Annotated in this window: 20 protein-coding genes; 10 read left to right on the forward strand and 10 right to left on the reverse strand. The window is 66.0% G+C overall.

Annotated elements, in window-relative coordinates:
• Positions 1 to 2: 2 nt before the first annotated feature.
• The 4 genes from ACYQ0L_RS09255 to mutM form a co-directional block, all read right to left on the reverse strand.
• On the reverse strand, positions 3 to 428 hold the full coding sequence (locus ACYQ0L_RS09255; protein WP_459788808.1) for a DUF983 domain-containing protein: 426 nt from the start codon (positions 426 to 428) through the stop codon (positions 3 to 5).
• Positions 429 to 540: 112 nt separating this feature from the next.
• A complete protein-coding gene (gene dnaA, locus ACYQ0L_RS09260; RefSeq protein WP_459788809.1) occupies positions 541 to 1,998 on the reverse strand; it encodes a chromosomal replication initiator protein DnaA in 1,458 nt (485 codons plus the stop codon).
• A gap of 448 nt (positions 1,999 to 2,446) precedes the next feature.
• Positions 2,447 to 2,707, reverse strand: a complete 261-nt coding sequence (rpsT, locus tag ACYQ0L_RS09265) for a 30S ribosomal protein S20 (RefSeq protein ID WP_459788810.1) — start codon at positions 2,705 to 2,707, stop codon at positions 2,447 to 2,449.
• 154 nt (positions 2,708 to 2,861) lie between these two features.
• Entirely contained in the window at positions 2,862 to 3,677 is an 816-nt protein-coding gene (mutM, locus tag ACYQ0L_RS09270) for a bifunctional DNA-formamidopyrimidine glycosylase/DNA-(apurinic or apyrimidinic site) lyase (protein ID WP_459788811.1), read from the reverse strand.
• Between the two features lie 201 nt (positions 3,678 to 3,878).
• Here mutM and ACYQ0L_RS09275 point away from each other — a divergent pair, with 201 nt between their 5' ends.
• The 5 genes from ACYQ0L_RS09275 to ACYQ0L_RS09295 all read left to right on the forward strand — a co-directional run bounded on the left by ACYQ0L_RS09275 (position 3,879) and on the right by ACYQ0L_RS09295 (position 8,522).
• Positions 3,879 to 4,610 (forward strand): class I SAM-dependent methyltransferase, encoded by a 732-nt coding sequence (locus ACYQ0L_RS09275; protein WP_459788812.1) that lies wholly within the window; start codon positions 3,879 to 3,881, stop codon positions 4,608 to 4,610.
• 4 nt (positions 4,611 to 4,614) lie between these two features.
• Positions 4,615 to 6,186, forward strand: a complete 1,572-nt coding sequence (gene ubiB, locus ACYQ0L_RS09280) for a 2-polyprenylphenol 6-hydroxylase (protein ID WP_459788813.1) — start codon at positions 4,615 to 4,617, stop codon at positions 6,184 to 6,186.
• On the forward strand, positions 6,186 to 7,424 hold the full coding sequence (gene coaBC / locus ACYQ0L_RS09285; RefSeq protein WP_459788814.1) for a bifunctional phosphopantothenoylcysteine decarboxylase/phosphopantothenate--cysteine ligase CoaBC: 1,239 nt from the start codon (positions 6,186 to 6,188) through the stop codon (positions 7,422 to 7,424). The genes ubiB and coaBC overlap by 1 nt, the downstream gene beginning before the upstream one ends.
• Positions 7,414 to 7,881: a dUTP diphosphatase gene (gene dut / locus ACYQ0L_RS09290; protein ID WP_459788815.1), complete on the forward strand. Its 468-nt coding sequence runs from the start codon at positions 7,414 to 7,416 to the stop codon at positions 7,879 to 7,881. The genes coaBC and dut overlap by 11 nt, the downstream gene beginning before the upstream one ends.
• 62 nt (positions 7,882 to 7,943) lie before the next feature.
• A complete protein-coding gene (locus tag ACYQ0L_RS09295) occupies positions 7,944 to 8,522 on the forward strand; it encodes an N-acetyltransferase (protein WP_459788817.1) in 579 nt (192 codons plus the stop codon).
• 91 nt (positions 8,523 to 8,613) lie between these two features.
• Here the strand turns inward: ACYQ0L_RS09295 and ACYQ0L_RS09300 are convergent, their stop codons facing one another.
• The 4 genes from ACYQ0L_RS09300 to secB all read right to left on the reverse strand — a co-directional run bounded on the left by ACYQ0L_RS09300 (position 8,614) and on the right by secB (position 12,782).
• Positions 8,614 to 9,255 (reverse strand): DUF4136 domain-containing protein, encoded by a 642-nt coding sequence (locus tag ACYQ0L_RS09300; RefSeq protein ID WP_459788818.1) that lies wholly within the window; start codon positions 9,253 to 9,255, stop codon positions 8,614 to 8,616.
• Between the two features lie 133 nt (positions 9,256 to 9,388).
• On the reverse strand, positions 9,389 to 10,405 hold the full coding sequence (gene trpS / locus ACYQ0L_RS09305) for a tryptophan--tRNA ligase (RefSeq protein ID WP_459788820.1): 1,017 nt from the start codon (positions 10,403 to 10,405) through the stop codon (positions 9,389 to 9,391).
• A 179-nt stretch (positions 10,406 to 10,584) separates the two neighbouring features.
• The gene (gene murJ, locus ACYQ0L_RS09310; RefSeq protein ID WP_459788822.1) at positions 10,585 to 12,231 is read right to left on the reverse strand and encodes a murein biosynthesis integral membrane protein MurJ; all 1,647 of its coding nucleotides are present in this window, start codon (positions 12,229 to 12,231) and stop codon (positions 10,585 to 10,587) included.
• Positions 12,232 to 12,257: 26 nt separating this feature from the next.
• Positions 12,258 to 12,782, reverse strand: a complete 525-nt coding sequence (gene secB / locus ACYQ0L_RS09315; RefSeq protein WP_459788823.1) for a protein-export chaperone SecB — start codon at positions 12,780 to 12,782, stop codon at positions 12,258 to 12,260.
• 258 nt (positions 12,783 to 13,040) lie between these two features.
• Here secB and ACYQ0L_RS09320 point away from each other — a divergent pair, with 258 nt between their 5' ends.
• Genes ACYQ0L_RS09320 through ACYQ0L_RS09340 form a run of 5 tightly spaced genes read left to right on the forward strand, consistent with a single transcriptional unit; the run spans position 13,041 to position 16,760 of the window.
• Positions 13,041 to 13,676 (forward strand): Tim44/TimA family putative adaptor protein, encoded by a 636-nt coding sequence (locus ACYQ0L_RS09320; protein WP_459789028.1) that lies wholly within the window; start codon positions 13,041 to 13,043, stop codon positions 13,674 to 13,676.
• Positions 13,677 to 13,724: 48 nt separating this feature from the next.
• Positions 13,725 to 14,909, forward strand: a complete 1,185-nt coding sequence (mltA, locus tag ACYQ0L_RS09325; protein WP_459788824.1) for a murein transglycosylase A — start codon at positions 13,725 to 13,727, stop codon at positions 14,907 to 14,909.
• On the forward strand, positions 14,906 to 15,487 hold the full coding sequence (locus ACYQ0L_RS09330; RefSeq protein WP_459788825.1) for a Smr/MutS family protein: 582 nt from the start codon (positions 14,906 to 14,908) through the stop codon (positions 15,485 to 15,487). Before mltA ends, ACYQ0L_RS09330 begins: the two co-directional genes overlap by 4 nt.
• Positions 15,484 to 16,170, forward strand: a complete 687-nt coding sequence (locus tag ACYQ0L_RS09335) for an HAD family hydrolase (protein WP_459788826.1) — start codon at positions 15,484 to 15,486, stop codon at positions 16,168 to 16,170. Before ACYQ0L_RS09330 ends, ACYQ0L_RS09335 begins: the two co-directional genes overlap by 4 nt.
• On the forward strand, positions 16,167 to 16,760 hold the full coding sequence (locus ACYQ0L_RS09340; RefSeq protein WP_459788827.1) for a protein-methionine-sulfoxide reductase heme-binding subunit MsrQ: 594 nt from the start codon (positions 16,167 to 16,169) through the stop codon (positions 16,758 to 16,760). The genes ACYQ0L_RS09335 and ACYQ0L_RS09340 overlap by 4 nt, the downstream gene beginning before the upstream one ends.
• Here the strand turns inward: ACYQ0L_RS09340 and ACYQ0L_RS09345 are convergent.
• Positions 16,750 to 17,268 (reverse strand): hypothetical protein, encoded by a 519-nt coding sequence (locus tag ACYQ0L_RS09345; protein ID WP_459788828.1) that lies wholly within the window; start codon positions 17,266 to 17,268, stop codon positions 16,750 to 16,752. The genes ACYQ0L_RS09340 and ACYQ0L_RS09345 overlap by 11 nt on opposite strands.
• A gap of 111 nt (positions 17,269 to 17,379) precedes the next feature.
• Complete coding sequence (locus ACYQ0L_RS09350; protein WP_459788829.1) at positions 17,380 to 18,900, reverse strand: catalase; 1,521 nt, start codon at positions 18,898 to 18,900, stop codon at positions 17,380 to 17,382.
• Between the last annotated feature and the right edge of the window lie 140 nt (positions 18,901 to 19,040).

Consider the following 19,040-nt stretch of genomic DNA (forward strand, 5'->3'; position numbering starts at 1 on the left):
GGTCACGACGGATCGGTCTCCTCGGCGCGGCGCTCCTGCACGAAGGCGCCGATGCCGAACCACCAAAGGAAGGCGATGACGCCGCCCTTCACCGGCTGGAGCATGGCGATCAGCATCGCGATGGCGACCGGCAGGATGATCGCGAGCGTCAGTCCGGCGGATATGCCGAAAGTGCCGATCATGGTGATGACCACGGGTGCGAGCAGATGGCCGACCACGAAGATGCCGATATAGGCCGGAAAATCGTCGGCCTGCTGCACCGACCAGTCCTGCCGGCAATGCTGGCAGTGCTCGACTGGCTTGAGCCACTTGCGGAACAGGCGCGCCTCGCCGCAGCGCGGGCAATGTCCGCGCAGGCCGCGCAGCAGCGCCGCCGGGAGCGAGCCGGGCAGTTCGATTCGTGCCGGAGGGGTCTGGGGATCGGCCATGGACAGGCTGTTGGCAGCCTGTGTGCGACCTGTCGACAGACCTGTGGATGGGCCTGCCGACAATCGGTGCGCAATCTGTCGATCGGCTGTGGGCCCACTGTGGGTGGCGCGATCAGCTTTCGAGCTGGCGCAGCAGGCTGCGAACGTCGCCGTCCATGTCGGCATCGCGGGTGCGCAGATCCTCGATCAGCTTGACCGCGTGGATCACGGTCGAGTGGTCGCGTCCGCCGAACTTGCGCCCGATTTCGGGGTAGCTGCGCGGGGTGAGCACCTTCGAGAGGTACATCGCGACCTGTCGCGGGCGGACCACCGCGCGGGTGCGGCGCTTGCTGCTCATCTCGGAGCGGTCGATGCGGTAGAACTGGCATACGGTCCGCTGGATCTCGTCGATCGTGATCCGGCGGCGGTTGGCAGAGAGGATATCGGTCAGCTGTTCCTCGGCCAGCTGCAGCGAGACCGGCTGGCCGGTCAGCTGGGCATAGGCGATCAGCTTGTTGAGACCGCCGACCAGCTCGCGCACATTGCGGGTGATCGTGCGGGCGAGGAAATCGACCACGTCGTCGGGCACGCTGAGCGGCGCAAACCGGGTCAGCTTCGATTCGAGGATCGAGCGACGCAGTTCGAGATCGGCCGGCTGGATGTCCGCGACCAGCCCCATCGACAGGCGGCTGAGCAGGCGCGGCTCGACCGAATCGAGCGCCTGCGGCGCGCGGTCGGCGGCGAAGACGAGCCGCTTGCCCTCCGAGAGGAGGTGATCGATCGTGTAGAGCAGCTCTTCCTGCGCGCTCGCCTTGCCGATGATGAACTGCAGGTCGTCCACCAGCAGCAGATCGAACCCGCGCAGCCGCGTCTTGAACTCGATCATCCGGTTCTGCTTCAGCGCCTGGACGAACTCGACCATGAAACGCTCGGCACTGCAGTAGAAGATGCGCGCACGCGGGTGGGCGGAAAGGAACTGGTGGCCGATGGCGTGCAGCAGGTGTGTCTTGCCCTGTCCGGTCGCCGCCTTGATGTAGAGCGGCGAGAACTGGGGCTTCTCGTCCGCCGCCATGCGCTGAGCGGCGTTGCGGGCCAACACGTTGGCATCGCCGGTCACGAAGGCGGCAAAGGTGAGCGAGGCGTCGAGGCCGACGCTGCTGAAGCCGGGATCCCCGAAGCCGTCATCGGAGACCACGCGCAGTTCGGGCCCGTCATTCGCGGGGCGGCGCGAATCGCTCAGCGAGATGTCGGCCATGCGCTTGCGGCTGGGATGCACTTCGATCGCGACCGTCTTGATTTCCGCCCGCATGATCTTCCATGCGAGCGAGAGGCGGTCGGCAAAATGCTTACGCACCCACTCGGCTGCGAATTCGGACGGCAGGTAAAGCGCCAGCGTCCCGGTTGCGGCGTCGAAATCGCCCAGCTGGATCGGCTTGATCCATTGGCTGTGAAGCTGATGGCCGAGGTCCTTGCGCAGCCCGGTGCTGATATCGTCCCAGTCGGCGGTCAGTGCGACCCGCTCCATATCGGTTTCGCTATCGCCCTTGGCGCGCTTGCGCGCCGCTCCGCTGCTGTCAGGAATTCGTGCCATGACTTGGTAATACACCTCCGCTGCCGGAAGCGCATGTCGCTTCCGAGCATTTCAACGTTCTGCGTTCGATGAGTAAAGCGGGCCCCGCACCGTAGTCGCGTTTCATCGCGAACGGTGTTCAGGCCCCCCACCGGCCAAACTTCAATTTAGTCCCCTCGGGGTGTCCCATCCCCGGCGGTGACGACCAATAAACAGTTCTGCGGGGTCTTCGGCAAGCGCGAAATGGTAGCCAATTTGAAATAAAGAATTTGACAGTGCGCAGAGGCGCAGGCCGCCGTTCAAGGCACTGTAAACTAGGCTTTTTCGCCCTTTGTGGCACTCGAATCGACGGGTTTCCGGGGCCGAATCGCAAACGTGTTGCGTCGCCTTTACGACAAGAACGACAAGGGGCCGTCGCACACTGCGACGACCCCGAAACCGCGGTTGAATTGTGCTTGAAGAGGGAGGGCTAGAGCGCCGAGACCCGCTTGGAAAGGCGCGACATCTTGCGCGAAGCGGTGTTCTTGTGGAGAACCCCGCGGGCAACGCCACGAGCGAGTTCGGGCTGCGCGTCGCGAAGGGCGTTCTGGGCAGCTTCCTTGTCGCCGCCTTCGATCGCCTTCTCCACCTTCTTCACGAAGGTGCGGATGCGGCTCATGCGCGAACCGTTGATTTCGGCGCGGCGCGCGTTGCGACGGATGCGTTTGCGGGCTTGCGGCGTATTGGCCATGGTCGTCCTTGTTTCGAGCCGCGAACCGCGCGGCCGTGAGTGTCTCTTTGTAAATCGGGAGCGGCGATTGCTCGCCGGAAGGCGCGGCACATAGGGGTGATGCTGGCGGACGTCAAGGAATTTGGGGGAAACCGCCGGGGCGGATATCCGCCGCTCAGCGCTGGCACCTGGGGCAATACCACGTGCTGCGCCCGCCCTGTTCGAATCGCACGACGTGGCCGCCGTCGTCGCGGTGGCATGCCTCGTCGGTGCGGCCATACACGTGGAAGCGGGTGGCGAAATAGCCCAGTTCGCCGTCGGGCCGCGCATAATCGCGCAAGGTCGAGCCGCCATCGCGAATTGACTGCTCCAGCACCTCGCGAATCGCGGGAACCAGCCGTTCGAGCGCGGCGAGCGAGATGCGCCCGCCTGCGCGCCTGGGGCTGATACGGGCACGCCACAGCGCCTCGCACACATAGATATTGCCGAGCCCGGCGACGATTCGCTGGTCGAGCAGCAGCAGCTTGATCGCCTGCCTGCGCCCGGCCAGCACGGCCCTGAGATAGCCCGGCGTCAGGTCCGGGCCTAGGGGCTCGGGCCCCATCGCGGCAAAGCTCGGCCAGCTGTCGAGCAGCGCGGTGTCGGTGATGTCGACCCAGCCGAATCGGCGTGGGTCGTTGAGCGCGAATCGATTCGCCTCGGTCTCGATCATCAGGTGGTCGTGCTTGTCTGCACTCTCGGGGTCGATTCGCCAGCGCCCGCTCATCCCGAGATGGAAGATCAGCGTCTGGTCGCGATCGGTGTGGATGAGGCCGAACTTCGCTCGGCGCGAGAGGCCCGTCACCCGCGCACCGACCAGCGCCTGGCCGAGTCCTTCGGGGAAGGGCCGTCGCATGTCGAGCCGCGCGGTGCGCGCTGCGGTGATGATCTGGTTGTCGAGATGGAGGGCGAGACCGCGCACTGTGGTCTCGACCTCGGGGAGTTCGGGCATTTGTTTTCCGGCGATTGGCAACGTGTCGCCGGAGGATATGGTGGTTTGCCGGGGGCGGTGCCAGCCCTCTGCCCCTCCCAACCACCCTTGGCATGACCCTGTCGGGTGGTCGGGAGGTGCAGAGGGCTGGTGCCGGGCACAGCGGATGCGAAAGCAACCGCGAATAGACGTCACCCGAGTTTCACCCTAAGGCGCAAAACCATGAGCGATACCGTTTCCTTCGGCTACGAAGACGTCACCCCCGACGAGAAGACCGCACGCGTAGGCGGCGTCTTTTCCAATGTCGCCGCCAAGTACGACATCATGAACGATGCGATGTCGGGCGGGATGCACCGCCTCTGGAAAGACCGCTTCGTGCGCCGCGTCAAACCGCGCAGCGGCGAGGCGATTCTCGACATGGCGGGCGGCACCGGCGATATCGCCTTCCGCATGGCCGCGGCGGGCGCGGAAGTGATCGTCTCCGACATCAACCAGGACATGCTCGATGTGGGCGTGGAGCGGGCGATGGAGCGCGGGATCGACGGCCTCGTCTGGTCGTGCCAGAATGCCGAGGAGCTGACCTTCTCCGACCGGCAGTTCGATGCCTACACGATCGTATTCGGCATCCGCAACGTGACCCACATCGACAAGGCGCTGGCCGAGGCGCATCGGGTGCTCAAGCATGGCGGTCGGTTCTATTGCATGGAGTTCTCCAGCACCGACTGGCCCGGCTTCAAGGAAGTCTACGACCTCTACTCGCACCGCCTGATGCCGCTGATGGGCAAGCTGATCGCCAATGACGAGGAGAGCTATCGCTACCTCGCCGAATCGATCCGCCGCTTCCCGCGTCCGCCCGAGTTCGAGGCGATGATCAAGGCGGCGGGCTTTACGCAAACCCGCGTCGAGTCGATCCTCGGCGGTGCTGTGAACATTCATTCGGGCTGGAAAATCTGATCGCATGACGAGGCCGTCTCGCCATATCTGGCGGCTGCTCAAATGGGGGCGGACCGCTGCTCGGCACGGCGCGCTGCGCGGGATCGAAAACGATCCCAACGCGCCCGTCCCGGTCAAGCAGCTGATCCGCATCGCGCGCTTCGGGACACGCCAGCCGGCGACGCCCGACTACGCCGGGGCCTTCCGCGCGATCGGACCGGCGGCAATCAAGCTCGGCCAGTCGCTCGCCACACGGCCCGACCTTGTCGGCGACGAGGCGGCGCAGAACCTTTTGAGTCTGCAGGACAACCTGCCGCCGGTGCCGTTCGAAAGCCTTCGCCCGGTGATCGAATCGACCTTCGCGCAGCCGATCCAATCGCTCTACCAGAGCATCGACCCCAAGCCCGTCGGCGCAGCGTCGATCGCGCAGGTTCACCGCGCAATCACCACCGACGGGCGGCAGGTCGCGGTGAAGATGCTGCGTCCCGGTATCCGCGAGCAGTTCGCGCGCGATATTGCGACCTACGAATGGGCCGCCGCGCATGTCGAGGCGATGGGCGGCGAGGCCGCGCGCCTGCGCCCGGCACTCACTATCGCGAACTTCAAGCGCTGGACCAATACCGAGCTCGACCTGCGGCGCGAGGCTGCCGCGGCGAGCGAGCTGGCCGAGGCGATGAAGGGCTTTCCCGGCTATCGCATCCCGGCAGTCGACTGGGACCGGACCAATGGCCGCGTGATGACGATCGAGTGGATCGACGGCATCAAAATGAGCGACCGCGAAGGGCTGGTCGCCGCCGGGCACGATCTCGAACAGCTGGCCGAGCGGTTGGTGCTCGCCTTCCTCACGCAGGCGATCAGCTACGGCTATTTCCATGCCGACATGCACCAGGGGAACCTGTTCGTCGAACCCGACGGGACGATCGCGGCGATCGATTTCGGGATCATGGGCCGGATCGACCGGCGCGCGCGGCAGTGGCTGGCGGAAATCCTCTACGGCCTGACGACCGGCAATTATCGCCGCGTGGCCGAAATCCATTTCGAGGCGCAATACGTGCCCAGCTACCACTCGGTCGGCGAATTCGCGACCGCGCTGCGCGCCGTGGGCGAACCGATGCGCGGCAAACCGGTGAGCGAGCTTTCGGTGGGCCAGATGCTCGACGGCCTGTTCGCGATTACTCGCGACTTCGACATGCAGACCCAGCCGCACCTGCTGCTGCTCCAAAAGACGATGGTGATGGTCGAAGGCATTGCCACCCAGCTCAATCCCAAGATCAACATGTGGGACGTCTCCGCGCCCTTCGTGCGCAGCTGGATCCGCGACGAGCTTGGACCCGAGGCCGCGATCGCGGACCGGTTGCGCGAGGATTTCGACACGTTGCAACGCATCCCCGCACTCGTGCGGCGGCTGGAGGAGAAATACCCGCCCAAGGGCGGCGCACCCGAGCCTGCGCCGCTGCCCGAGATCGAACTGATCTGGGACCGCAAGGCACGCGAGGCTGCGCGCCCGGTGGGCCCCGGCTGGCTCGGCAAGGCCGCGCTGGTGCTGGGCGGGGCGGGGCTGATGGCCGCGCTGTTCGGCTTCGGAGTGATCGGCTGATGGCGGGGACGAGCGGCGTCAAGGTGCTGCTGGTGATTGGCGGCGGGATCGCGGCCTACAAGGCGTGCGAGCTGGTCCGCCTGATCCGCAGGAACGGCGGCAGCGTCACCTGCGTGCTGACCGATGGCGGCGCGCAGTTCGTCACCCCGATGACGCTGGCGGCGCTGAGCGAAAACCCCGTCCACACCACGCTATGGGACCTGAGGAACGAGGTCGAGATGGGGCACATCCAGCTCAGCCGCGAGGCCGATCTTGTGGTGGTCTGCCCCGCGACCGCGAACATGCTCGCCAAGATGGCGGCGGGGATTGCGGACGACCTGGCGACCACGCTGCTGCTCGCGACCGACAAGCCGGTGATGGCCGTGCCCGCGATGAACGTGCGCATGTGGCAGCACGCTGCGGTGCAGGCCAATGTCGCAACCTTGCGCGATGTGGGGGTGACGGTCCTCGACCCGGACGAGGGCGCGATGGCCTGCGGCGAATACGGCCCGGGACGCCTGCCCGAACCCGAAGCCATCTGGGCCGCCATCGCGCGCTGGGCGGACGGCGTATCGCCCGGCTCCGCAAACGCACCGCTTGCAGGGCGCCACGTGCTCGTCACCGCCGGTCCGACGCACGAGCCGATCGACCCGGTGCGCTACATCGCCAATCGTTCGAGCGGTCGCCAGGGCTTCGCCATCGCCGCCGCCGCAGCAGCAGCCGGTGCGCGGGTCACGCTGGTTGCTGGCCCGGTAACCCTGCCGACCCCTCCGCGCGTCACGCGGATCGACGTACAGACGGCGTGCGACATGGCGCAGGCGGTGGATGCGCACCTGCCCGCCGATGTCGCGGTGATGACCGCCGCCGTGGCGGACTGGCGCACGGCGAATGCCAACGACCACAAGCTCAAGAAATCGGGCTCGACACCGCCGGCGCTGCGGCTGGAGGAGAACCCCGATATCCTCGCCACGCTGGGCGCGGCGGATAACCGCCCCCGCCTGCTGGTCGGCTTCGCGGCGGAGACGCAGGACGTGGTTGCGAATGCGCAGGCCAAGCGGGAGCGCAAGCGCGCCGACTGGATCGTCGCCAACGACGTTTCGGGCGGCATCGGCGCGAGCGTGATGGGCGGGGCGGACAACACCGTGCATCTCGTCACTGCAAGCGGCGTCGAAGACTGGCCCGAAATGCCGAAGGAAGAGGTTGCCATGAAACTGGTCGAGCGGATCGGGGCGGAGCTGGGAGCGGCTGGTGGCGAATAATGTCGGCGTGCGCCTGAAGCGCCTGCCCCACGGCGAGGGACTGCCGCTGCCCGCCTATGCGACCGACGGTGCGGCGGGCATGGATGTCTGCGCGGCGGAGGATGTCGACCTGCCCGCCGGTGGCCGCCATGCGGTGGCGACGGGCTTTGCGGTCGCGATTCCCGAAGGCTACGAGATACAGGTGCGCCCACGCTCCGGCCTCGCCTTCAAGCACGGCATCTCGGTGCCCAACGCACCGGGCACGATAGACTCCGACTATCGCGGCGAGCTGAAAGTGCTGCTGATCAACCACGGCGCCGAAAGCTTCGCGATCGGGCGCGGTGATCGGGTCGCGCAGCTGGTGCTCGCGCCCGTTACCCGCGCGGTGTTCGAAGAGGTCGAAGACCTCGACAAGACGCAGCGCGGGGAAGGGGGCTTCGGCTCGACCGGGGGGCACGCGACGCTCCAGCGCCCGTGACGCCAAGGGGTAGAGCAGAGGAGGTGACATTCGGTCGGCCTCCGCGTGACGATACGCGGCGCTTGGCAGAGATCGCCGATCTGTATGAAGCCTCGTTTCCGGAGAGCGAACGCAAACCGGCGTCTTTCATACAGGAGGTGGCGCGGCGCGAGGATTACGAGCTTCTGCAGATGACCTGCGGGCCGAATCTGTGGGGTATGGCCGTGGTGCACGCGCGCCCCACCGGCACCTTTCGCCTGCTGGAATATATCGCGGTCACGCCTGAGACGCGGGGCCTCGGGCTGGGCGGGGCGTTCTTCTCGTGGATCGCGGAACGGGCGCTGTCGCCGCTATTGCTCGAAGTGGAAAGCGAACGAGCGGGGTCGGAGGGATCTGTCGATCGCAAACGCCGGCTGGCATTCTACAGGAAACATGGCTGCCGAACGCTGCAGCCGCTGGAGTACATCATGCCTCCGGTCGGCGCGGGCTCTCCGCCCCCGATGAACCTCTTGATCGCGAGCTGGCCTGGAAAGGAAGTCGGCAGGCATCTCGTCACGGGATGGCTGCGCGATATCTATCGCCATGTGTACGACCGATCGCCCGACGATTCGAACATTCGCGAGATGACCGAGGGGTTGCCGGACATGATTTCGTTACGTTGAGGCGACGCTCCTATCGGGGAATGTGTAGCCCCATACAAAAAGGGCGGACCATGCGGCCCGCCCCTTTGCTGTCTCGGATTGTTATCCGATCCTACCGCTCTTCCGGCTTGATCGAGATGCGGACCGTTTCGCCCGAATTGCCGGGGAAGTCGGTGAACATCGCATCGACCAGGTTCGGCACGAGGTATTGTAGCCGGTTGCTCGGCGAAACCGCGCTCGCGGTGCCTTCGAACAGGCGCTCGCCCGTACGGCGGTCGTCGATATCGACCTCGATCTCGCTGGTGTAGACAGTGTAGCTGCGCACGTCGCGGTCGGCGAACCACGGATCGTAGAAGCCGTAGCCCCACGGACCGTACGAGCGGAAGGGGCGACGATAACGATACCACGGATCGTAGAAAGGATCGTGGAAGCTGCTCCCGGTGGAGCGGACGCGTTCGCGCCCGTTATCGACGTCATAGTCGAAATGCACGATCAGGTCGGCGGTCTCGGGATTGCCGGGCACATAACCCAGCTGGCTCAGCTCTTCGCCGACGAGATCGGCATACTGGCCGAACTCGATGCCGCCGGCGAGCGCGGGATCCTCGGCCACCACAGCGAAGCTCTGCCCCTGCGGTGCGGGAAGCTGCGCCTGGAAGCGCGAGACGTCGGCCTGGAAGCCGGTGGTGCAGCCTGCAAGCCCTGCGCCGATCAGGCCCAGCGCGCCGATGGCTGCGAGGAAACGTGGTCTTTTCATGGCGATGGGCCCCTTGTTGCGGGAGCGCCCGGTGGGGCGCACCCCTCTCGATTGGACTTGAGTGACTAGCAAGGCCACCCTGAACCTTCCTTTAACCCTTTGATGAGCCTTAAGTTTCCGCAGCTTGCATCGCTCATCCGCGGACCAGGCCGAGCGCCTTGTAGGTCGCGGCAAGCGTCGGGCCTGCGCGGTCGCGGGCCTTGGCGGCACCGCGCGCCAGAGCCGCCTCGATCGCCTCGCGATCGTCGAGCAGGTCGCGCAGCCGCGCCGAAATCGGCGAAAGCGTTTCGACCAGCAGCTCGCCGAGCAGCGGCTTGAAAGCGCCGAAGCCCTTGCCGGCATGTTCGCGCAGCACGGCTGCGGGCTCGCACTCCGCGAGCGCGGCGTAGATCGTCACGAGGTTCAGCGCTTCCGCCCGGGCTCCGAGATCGTCGAGATTGTCGGGCAGGGGATCAGGATCGGTCTTCGCCTTCTTGACCTTCTTCATGATCGTATCGGCATCGTCGACGAGGTTGATCCGGCTCATGTCCGAGGGATCGGACTTGCTCATCTTCGAGGATCCGTCGCGCAGGCTCATGATGCGGGCTGCGGCAGGCGGGATGAACGGATCGGGCAGGGTGAAGAGCGGCGCGTCCTCCGGACAGAAGTCGTTGTTGAACTTCTGCGCGATGTCGCGGGCCAGCTCGAGATGCTGCTTCTGGTCGTCGCCCACGGGCACGTGGGTCGCCTGGTAGAGCAGCACGTCGGCGGCCTGCAGCACGGGATAGGCAAACAGCGCGACCGAAGCGCCCTCGCGGTTCTTGCCCGCCTTGTCCTTCCACTGCGTCATCCGGTTGAGCCAGCCCATCCGCGCGGTGCCGGTCAGCAACCATTGCAGCTCCGCGTGCTGCGGCACCTGCGCCTGGTTGAACAGGACCGAGCGTGCCGGGTCGATCCCGCAGGCCATCAGCGCGGCGGCCATTTCCAGCGTGCCCTTGTGCAGTTCCGCCGGATCGTGCGGCATCGAGATTGCGTGCATGTCCGCGAGGAAGAAAAGACACTCCGAATCGGCGTCCATCTCATCCTGCATCCGCACCCAGTTGCGGATTGCGCCGAGGTAGTTGCCGAGGTGGAGGTTGCCGGTTGGCTGGATGCCGGAGACGACGCGCATGAGGGTATTTCCTTGAAAGACTGAGTTGGGCCAGCGGGCACGCTGGCAAGGTCGGGTTGCCGGGTTCAGGCGTCGCCGAGCCATCGCCAGGCCGCCCGCCCGCGCAGCACGAAGCGCGCCGGGGCCGAACGGGTCGAGAGTGGCGTGTCAGTCATCGCTGCGGGCATAGCACAGGCCTGCTAGGGGGCAAGATCGTCGGGTTTGCCGTTCTCGGGGCCGGCGTTCTCGGGAGTGGCGCTCTCGGGGACCGGGCTCTTGCGGGTCAGCGTAACGATGCGCTGCTTGTCGATCGCGCCGATGCCGAAGGCGACGCCGAAATAGACCGCGCCCGCACAGATCACGAGCGCGACGAGCGCGCCTGCACGCGCGAACAGGCCCGCATCGTACCAGTCGGCAAGCAGATCGCGCGCGAACCACAGGGCGGCCCCCATCGCCGCTGCGGCGACAAGCTGGCGTGCGATGCGGCCCATCAGCTTCAGCGGGACGGTGTAGTAATCGCGCCTGACGAGCACGGCGTAGAGGTAGGTCACGTTGATCCACGCGCCGATCACGCTGGCAAAGGCCACGCCCTCCACGCCCCAGTCCGCCACCAGGACGAAATTCATCGCCGCGAACACGACCAGCGAGATGAAGGCTGCGTAAACCGGCGTACGCGTGTCCGACCGGGCGTAGAAATTGGGCACCAGCACCTTGACCAGCACATAGGCTGGCAGGCCGAGCACCAGCATACCCAGCACATTGCCGGTCAGCCTCGCCTGCTCGACGCTGAACTGCCCGCCTTGGAAGATCATCGTGACGAAGGGCACCGCGCAGATCGCCAGCGCCACGGCGGCGGGGATCGTCAGCAGCATCGCGACCTCGATCGCGTCGGACTGGATCCGGTCGGTCCCTTCCTTGTTCTTCGTGCCGACGAACTTGGAGAGCGTGGGCAGGATCGCGGTCGACAGCGCGATGCCGATGATGCCGAGCGGCAGCTGGTTCAGCCGGTCGGCATAGTTCATGTAGCTGATCGATCCGCTGTCGAGCTGGTTGAGGAAGTAGAGCTGCACCAGCGTGTTGATCTGGTACGCGCCGCCGCCGATCGCAGCGGGCAGTGCGATGATGCTCAGCCGCTTTACCTCGGGCGTGATGCGCGGCCACAAGAGCTTCGGCCGGAAGCCTTCCACCCGCGTCCAGACATAGAGCCAGACGAGCTGGATCGCGCCGCCTACGGTGACCGCCCAAGCCTGGCTGTAGCCGACCTGCCGCGTGGTCCAGCCCCATTCGCCCATCGCGTAGTCGCCGAACAAGAGCCCACCGATCAGGACGAGGTTGAGGATGATCGGAAAACTGGCCCCCGGCGCGAAACGGCTGACCGAGTTGAGCATGCCCGTGAACAGCGTCACCAGGCTGACCAGCGCGATATAGGGGAACATGATCCGCGCGAAGTCGACCTCCATCGCGAAGTCGGCGGGCGGCGAATCGCCGTCGCCCAGCAGGCGGATCACGAGCGGCATCGCCAGCATCATCACCGCGCACAGCGCGATCAGCACCGGCAGGAACACGCTCAGGACGTCGTTCGAAAAGCTGCGGGCTTCTTCCAGCCCGTTCTCCGCGTCTCCGGCACCGTGCAACCGCTTGGAGAACATCGGCACGAAGGCGGCCGAAAAGGCGCCTTCCGCGAACAGGCGGCGGAAGACGTTGGGAATGATGAAGGCCTGGAACCACGCATCGGTGACGGCATTCGCGCCGAGGACGCGGGAGAAGATCATCTCCCGCGCAAGTCCGGCAAAGCGGCTGACGAGCGTTAGCCCGCCGATCGTCCCGACATTCTTGAGCAGGCTCATCCGCCCGCCTCCCTAGAGGGCAACCGTCAGGCGTTGCCGCCCGGTGCCGCGCCGCCGGCAGCTTCTTCCTGCTGCTTCTGCTGCAGGCGCTGCATGTACAGGCCGTTGAAGTCGATCGGATCGATCATCAGCGGCTGGTAGCCCAGATCGCGGGTCGCATCGGCGACGACGCGGCGAGCGAAGGGGAACAGGATGCGCGGCGCTTCTGCATAGAGGAACATGTGCGCCTGGTCGTCGGGCAGGTTGCGGATGCCGACGAGGCCCGCATAAACCAGCTCGATCACGTAGATCTGGCCCCGCTCGCACTGGGCAGTGGCGTTGATCTTCAGCTCGACCTCGTTGACCTCTTCGTTCACCGGGTTGGCGCCGATGTTGAACTGCAGGTCGATCTGCGGCGCGTCCTGCCACTGGAAGCTGCCCGGCGCGTTGGGGTTCTCGACCGAGAGATCCTTGATGTACTGGCTGATGAAACCGGCCGTCGGCAGGTTGTCGGCGCCATTGCCCGCGGGCTGGCTGTTGAGATCGGTCAGAACGTCGCCTTCGTCGGCCATGAAGCTCACTCTTCTATAATGATTGGAACGCCGGGCGATTGTCCTCGCCGGACGCCCGCACAGTTGGCATGCCGCCTAGCAGCCGCCTTCCCGCCCCGCAACGGGCACGATTTGCCGTTCACGGTCCCACAAGGCGGCGTTGTGCATTTGATATCGCATCCTATGTGTGGGATTGAGAGAAAAATACGAAGGGTGCGCGTACGCATCCACCGAAAAAGCCAGGTGCCGTTACCCGTGACAGAAATCGTCATCCTCGCCATGGTCGCCATCTTCCTGGGCCTGCGGCTCTATTCCGTGCTGGGCCGCCGTGCCGAGCACGAGGAAGAGCCCGTGCCGCATCGTTTCGATACGAAGGACGCGCCCGATCTTCCCCGTGCGGCCCACCCGGCGCAGCCCCCGGCGCGTGCCGTGACCGAGCAGGAGGCCAAGCCCGACGTTCTGCCGGTGGTCGAACGCGGGGTGCAGTCGATCATCGCCGCGGACCGCGGGTTCGATATCGTCAGCTTCCTCGAAGGGGCGAAGGGCGCCTACGGCATGATCCTCGAAGCCTACTGGAACGGCGACAAGGATACGCTGCGCGAGCTGTGCGACGATTCGGTCTACGAAGGCTTCGCCGGGGCGATCGACGCGCGCGAGGAAGCGGGCGAAACGCTCGACAACCGGCTCATCCGGATCGAGGACGCGACCATTCGCGAGGCCGAGCTGGAGCGCAAGGAAGCGCGCATCACCGTACGCTTCGTGGCCGATATCGCGGCGATGACCCGCGACAGCGAAGGCACGATGATCGCCGGATCGCTCGACGATGCGATCGAGAGCCGCGATATCTGGACCTTCGCCCGCCGGGTCGACTCGCGCACGCCCGACTGGCAGCTGGTGGAAACCGACGAAGGCTAGTTTTTCAGACCGATGGCGCGCCCGAAAGCACGCCTTGAGGGGGGACCGATGTTCAAATGGATCTGGCCCCTCGCGGCCCTCGTAACGCTGTCCGGCTGTGTCGGTGCGGGGCGTGACAAGCCTCCCTATCCGCCGATCGACCGGCCTCCTCCGGCCAGTGGCAATGCCCTTCAGGCCGGCGTCGCGGCGGGCCCATCCATCAGGTCGCTGAGGGTGGACGCGCAGGACGCCGCGCAGGCGCTGGGTGCCTTCAAGGCCAGCTGCGACTGGGCCTCGGGCAAGGAAGACGTCAGCGGCCTGACCCGGCCGGGCGACTGGTTGCCCGTGTGCACCGCCGCACTGCGCTGGGAAGGCGATGCGCTCACCTTCTTCGAAACCTATCTGGAAACCGCCCGGATCGGCAATGGCGAGGCTTTTGCTACCGGCTATTTCGAGCCCGAGATCGCGGGCAGTCGCACGCGCCGGCCGGGCTACGACGTGCCTGTCTACCGTCTGCCCGACGATCTCGTGCGTGACTGGCCCGCCGACATGCCGCAGAGCGAGCGCGAAGGCCGCCCGCCGCTGGGCCGCTACGACGATAACGGGGCGTTCGTGCCCTACTACACCCGGCCGCAGATAGAGGACGGCGCGCTCGCCGGGCGCGGTCTCGAGATTGCGTGGGCGGCCGATGCGGTCGAGATGTTCTTCCTCCAGATCCAGGGGTCGGGCCTGCTGCGCCTGCCCGACGGTACCCGCATGCGGATCGGCTATGCCGGGCAGAATGGACACGGCTATACCGGCATCGGCGGCCTGATGCGCGAACGCGGGCTGCTCGGCGACGGGCCGGGCCAGTATCCTGGTTCGATGCAGGGCATCGTGCAATATCTCAACGAGAACCCGGTCGAAGGCAAAGCGCTGATGCGCGAGAACGAGAGCTGGATCTTCTTCCGCGAATTGAACACCAGCGGGCCGCTCGGTTCGCTCGGCGTGCCGGTCACGCGGGAGAACAGCGTCGCGGTCGATCCGCGCTTCGTGCCCTATGGCGCGCCGGTGGTGCTCGACATGGACCGCGACGTGGCGGACGGCATGTGGGTGGCGCAGGATACCGGCGGCGCGATCAAGGGTGCCAACCGTTTCGACACCTTCTGGGGCAATGGCGGCGATGCGCGCGAGGTTGCGGGTGGCATGAGCGCACGGGGCAGCGCGCTGATCCTGCTGCCCAAGGGGACCGTCGCACGCCTGACCGGGCGATGACGCCGCCGACCAAGACACCCCGGGGCCTTTCCGAAGAAGAGAGCACGGCGTGGGCGCAGGTCGCCGCGACCGTCAAACCCATCCGCCCGGCTGCGGCGGTGCGCCCCGCGCCCGCACCTTCTCCTTCGACGCTGCCGAAAGCCGCACCGCCGGTCGCGCCGAAGCGCCCTGCGCCGCCGACACAGCACCGACCATCGCCGGTGGCGAGCAAGCCGATGGGCCGCAATCCGGCGGGCAATCTCGATTCGCATTGGGACCGGCGGCTGAAGGCGGGCGAGATCGCGCCCGACCTCTCGCTCGACCTGCATGATCATGGCCTCGACCGCGCCTACACGCGGCTGATGGACGGGATGGCGCAGGCGCGCAGCATGGGCGCGCGCACCGTGCTGGTCGTCACCGGCAAGCCGCGTGGCGGCGATGCGGCGGACCGGGGCGAGCGGCGCGGCGCGATCCGCGCCAAGATCCTCGACTGGCTTGCCGCGAGCGAACACGGGGGCGCGATCGCCGCGATCCGCAAGGCGCACCGCCGCCACGGGGGCGAGGGCGCGCTCTACATCGTGCTGCGGCGCGGAGCGTGACCGCCAAGATGCTGGTTATCTTCGATTGCGACGGGGTCCTGGTCGACAGCGAGACGCTGGTGTCGGCGGTGCATGTCGCGCACCTGCGGCGCGCGGGCTACGCGATCGACGAGGCGCAGCTGATCGAACGCTTTCTTGGGACGACCGACCGCGCGATGATCGCGGCGATCGAGGGCGAGTTGGGCCACGCGCTGCCCGCCGATTATCCCGTGCAGGTGAAGCAGGAGGTGCGAGCCCGCGCCGGTGCCGAACTGCGCGCGGTGCCCGGCGCGCGAGACGCCGCGGATGCAATGACCTGCGCGGTCTGCGTCGCGTCGAGCAGCGCGGAGGAGCAGCTGCATTTCAAGCTGGAGACAACCGGGCTGGCAGGCATCTTCGGTGAAGCGGTGTTCAGCGCTGACCGGGTCGAGCGCGGCAAGCCCGCGCCCGACGTCTTCCTTTACGCGGCTGCGCGCACGGGCTGGCAGCCGGAGCAGTGCGTGGTGATAGAGGACAGCGTCAACGGCGTGCGCGCCGGCCGCGCAGCCGGGATGCGCGTGCTGGGCTTCACCGGTGCGGGCCACCTTCCGCAAGGCTACGACGAAGCGCTGATCAAGGCAGGCGCGGAGGCGGTTGCCAATGACTATGCCTCTTTGCGTGCTCTTTTGCCCGAGGCGTTCGCGCCCTATCGGAATGAGCGATGAAGGCCTTTCTCCGCTCGCAACCGCTGCTGTGGCTGGTGCTCGCGCTGCCGGGCGCGTGGATGCTGGGGCGTTGGTGGGCGACGCCCGGTCGGTACGGCTACGGGCATATTATCGGCGATAGCGGGGACTGGGCGGCGTGGCTGCTGATGGTCACGCTGGCGGTCACGCCGATCCGCCTGCTGCTGCGCCGCAGCCCGCTGGCGCAATACCTGATGCGCAGGCGGCGCGATCTTGGCGTGGCAAGCTTCGCCTATGCCGCGGGGCACACGATCATCTACCTGTGGCGCAAGGCCGATCCCGCGATCATCTGGGATGAGGCTTCGACGCCCTACGTTTTCGCCGGATGGCTCGCCTTCGCGCTGTTCGTGCCGCTGGCCGTCACGTCCAACGATGCGTCGATGCGCAGGCTCAAGAGGGGCTGGAAGCGGCTCCACCGGCTGGTCTATCCGGCCGCGGTGCTGGTGTTCGTGCATTGGGCGCTATCCGCCTTCGATCCGACCACCGCCTATATCAACATCGCGATACTGGCGGCGATCGAGATCGTCAGGGTCGCGCTGCAATGGCGCCAGCGCAGGCGGATTAAAGCGTGACGTACTGGCGGAAGCGAGCGACTTCCGCTTCGTCGACATATTTGCCGATTTCGCGATCGAACACGCCCATGTCGGCATAGGGGCGATATTCCTCGAACTCGTGGACCATCTTGTCGGTCATGCCGGGGACGAGGCGGATTTCCTCTTCGCTCGCGGAGTTGAGGTTGATCGGCACGAACACGTTGACGAGCACGGCCTCGGCTTCGTCCTCGCTCAGCGTTTCCATCAGCGTGGCGTGAAGATCGGTGACGCTGTCATAGGGCTGACCGGCGACGATCGCGGCGGCCAGTTCGGGCGAGACGCCTTCGACGGCGGCAAGTTCGTCCTCGGTGGCGACGCTTGCGTCGAGCACGCTGGATTCGGTATCGACCGCGTCGATGGCGTCGGCATCGGTCGCCGCTTCGTCGGTCGCGGCGGCTTCGTCGGTGGTTGCCTCGGGCGCTTCCGAACAGCCGGCGAGCGCGAGCGCGGTCGCGGCAACGGGGGCGAGGAATTTCAGTGTACGCATGATAGACCTTCCTTTTTGCGAAGGGCTCGCATTAACAGTCTTGGCAGCCATGTCGATGGGCGATTTTGCGCTCGCCCACCGACATCGATTGCTCTGGCCTGATGAATTGCCTCAGCTGTCCTCGATCGATTTCGCGCTGGCCATGCCCGGCGCGGTGGACTTGCCGCCGATCATGTCGCGCACTTCCTTCTCGATCCGTTCGCCGATGGTCTGGTCGACGTTCTTCCAGTAGTCGAAGGCACGCACCAGCACCTTCTCGCTGACGCCATCGGCGAGGTGACCGGCGACGTTCGAAACGAAGCGATCGCGCTGCGCATCGTCCATTACATCGCGCACCAGCGCACCGGCCTGGCTCCAGTCGTCATCATCCTCGCGCAGCGTGTAGGCCTCGCGGACCATGTCGCCATCGGAATACCAGGTCGCCTCGCCGCCGACCTGCGGCTGCGCCGCGGGGCCACCGTAGGAATTGGGCGCGTAGACCGGGTCGACCGCGTTCTGCGTGCGCATGTGCCCGGCGCGGCTGTAGGAATGCACATCGGCATTCTTGGGCGCGTTGACCGGGATCTGCTTGTAATTGACGCCGAGACGCGCGCGGTGCGCATCCGAATAGGAGAAGCCGCGTGCCAGCAGCATCTTGTCGGGGCTCAGGCCGATGCCGGGGACCATGTTGTTCGGCTCGAACGCCAGCTGCTCGATCTGCGTATCCCAGTCGACCGGGTTTTCGTTCAGCGTCAGCGTGCCGACCTCGATCAGCGGATAATCCTCGTGCGGCCAGGTCTTGGTCAGGTCGAACGGGTTGATGCGGTAGGTCTTGGCATCCTCGAACGGCATGATCTGCCATTTGAGCGTCCAGCTCGGGAAATTGCCGTCGGCAATCGCGTCGAACAGGTCGCGGCGGTGATAATCGCTGTCCTCGCCCGCCTTTTTCACCGCTTCGTCCTGCGTCAGGTGGGCGTTGCCGCTCTCGTCACCGACATTGGTGTGGAAGTGGAACTTGACCCAGAACTTCTCGCCCTCGGCGTTGATCAGCATATAGGTGTGGCTGGAATAGCCGTTCATCTCGCGCCAGTTCTTCGGCACGCCGCGATCGCCCATCAGGTAGGTGACCTGGTGCGCGCTCTCGGGTGACAGCGTCCAGAAATCCCACATCATGTCGTGATCGCGCAGGCCGTTGTCGGCGCGGCGCTTCTGGCTGCGGATGAAGTGCTGGAATTTCAGCGGATCGCGGATGAAGAAGATCGGCGTGTTGTTGCCGACCATGTCGAAATTGCCATCCTCGGTGTAGAACTTGACCGAGAAGCCGCGCGGATCGCGCCAGGTATCGGGGCTGCCACGCTCGCCCGCCACGGTCGAGAAACGCATCGCGGTCTCGCACTCGGCGCCCGGCTGGAAGATCTTGGCCTTGGTGTATTTCGAGACGTCCGCCGTGGTCTTCCACGTGCCGAACGCGCCCGAACCCTTGGCATGCGGCTGGCGCTCCGGAATCCGCTCGCGATTGAAGTTGGCCATCTGCTCGATCAGGTAGTGATCGTTGAGCACGATGGGGCCGTCGGGGCTGACGGTCAGCGAATGCTCGTCGCTCTGAACGCGAATTCCGGCATCGGTGGTGGTGGGGGGAACAGTCTTCGCCATGGCGCGCAGCTTTCTCTAAAAGGTTACAGGGAGATAGCGCGTGGAGCGCAGTCCTGTTCCACTATCATGCAGCCGTGAAAACCGTTCACTGTCTTCGCTTTTTCCTCACAAACAAAAGGCCCCTGGCATTGCTGCCGGGG

This window comes from Alteriqipengyuania triglochinis (assembly GCF_054655655.1).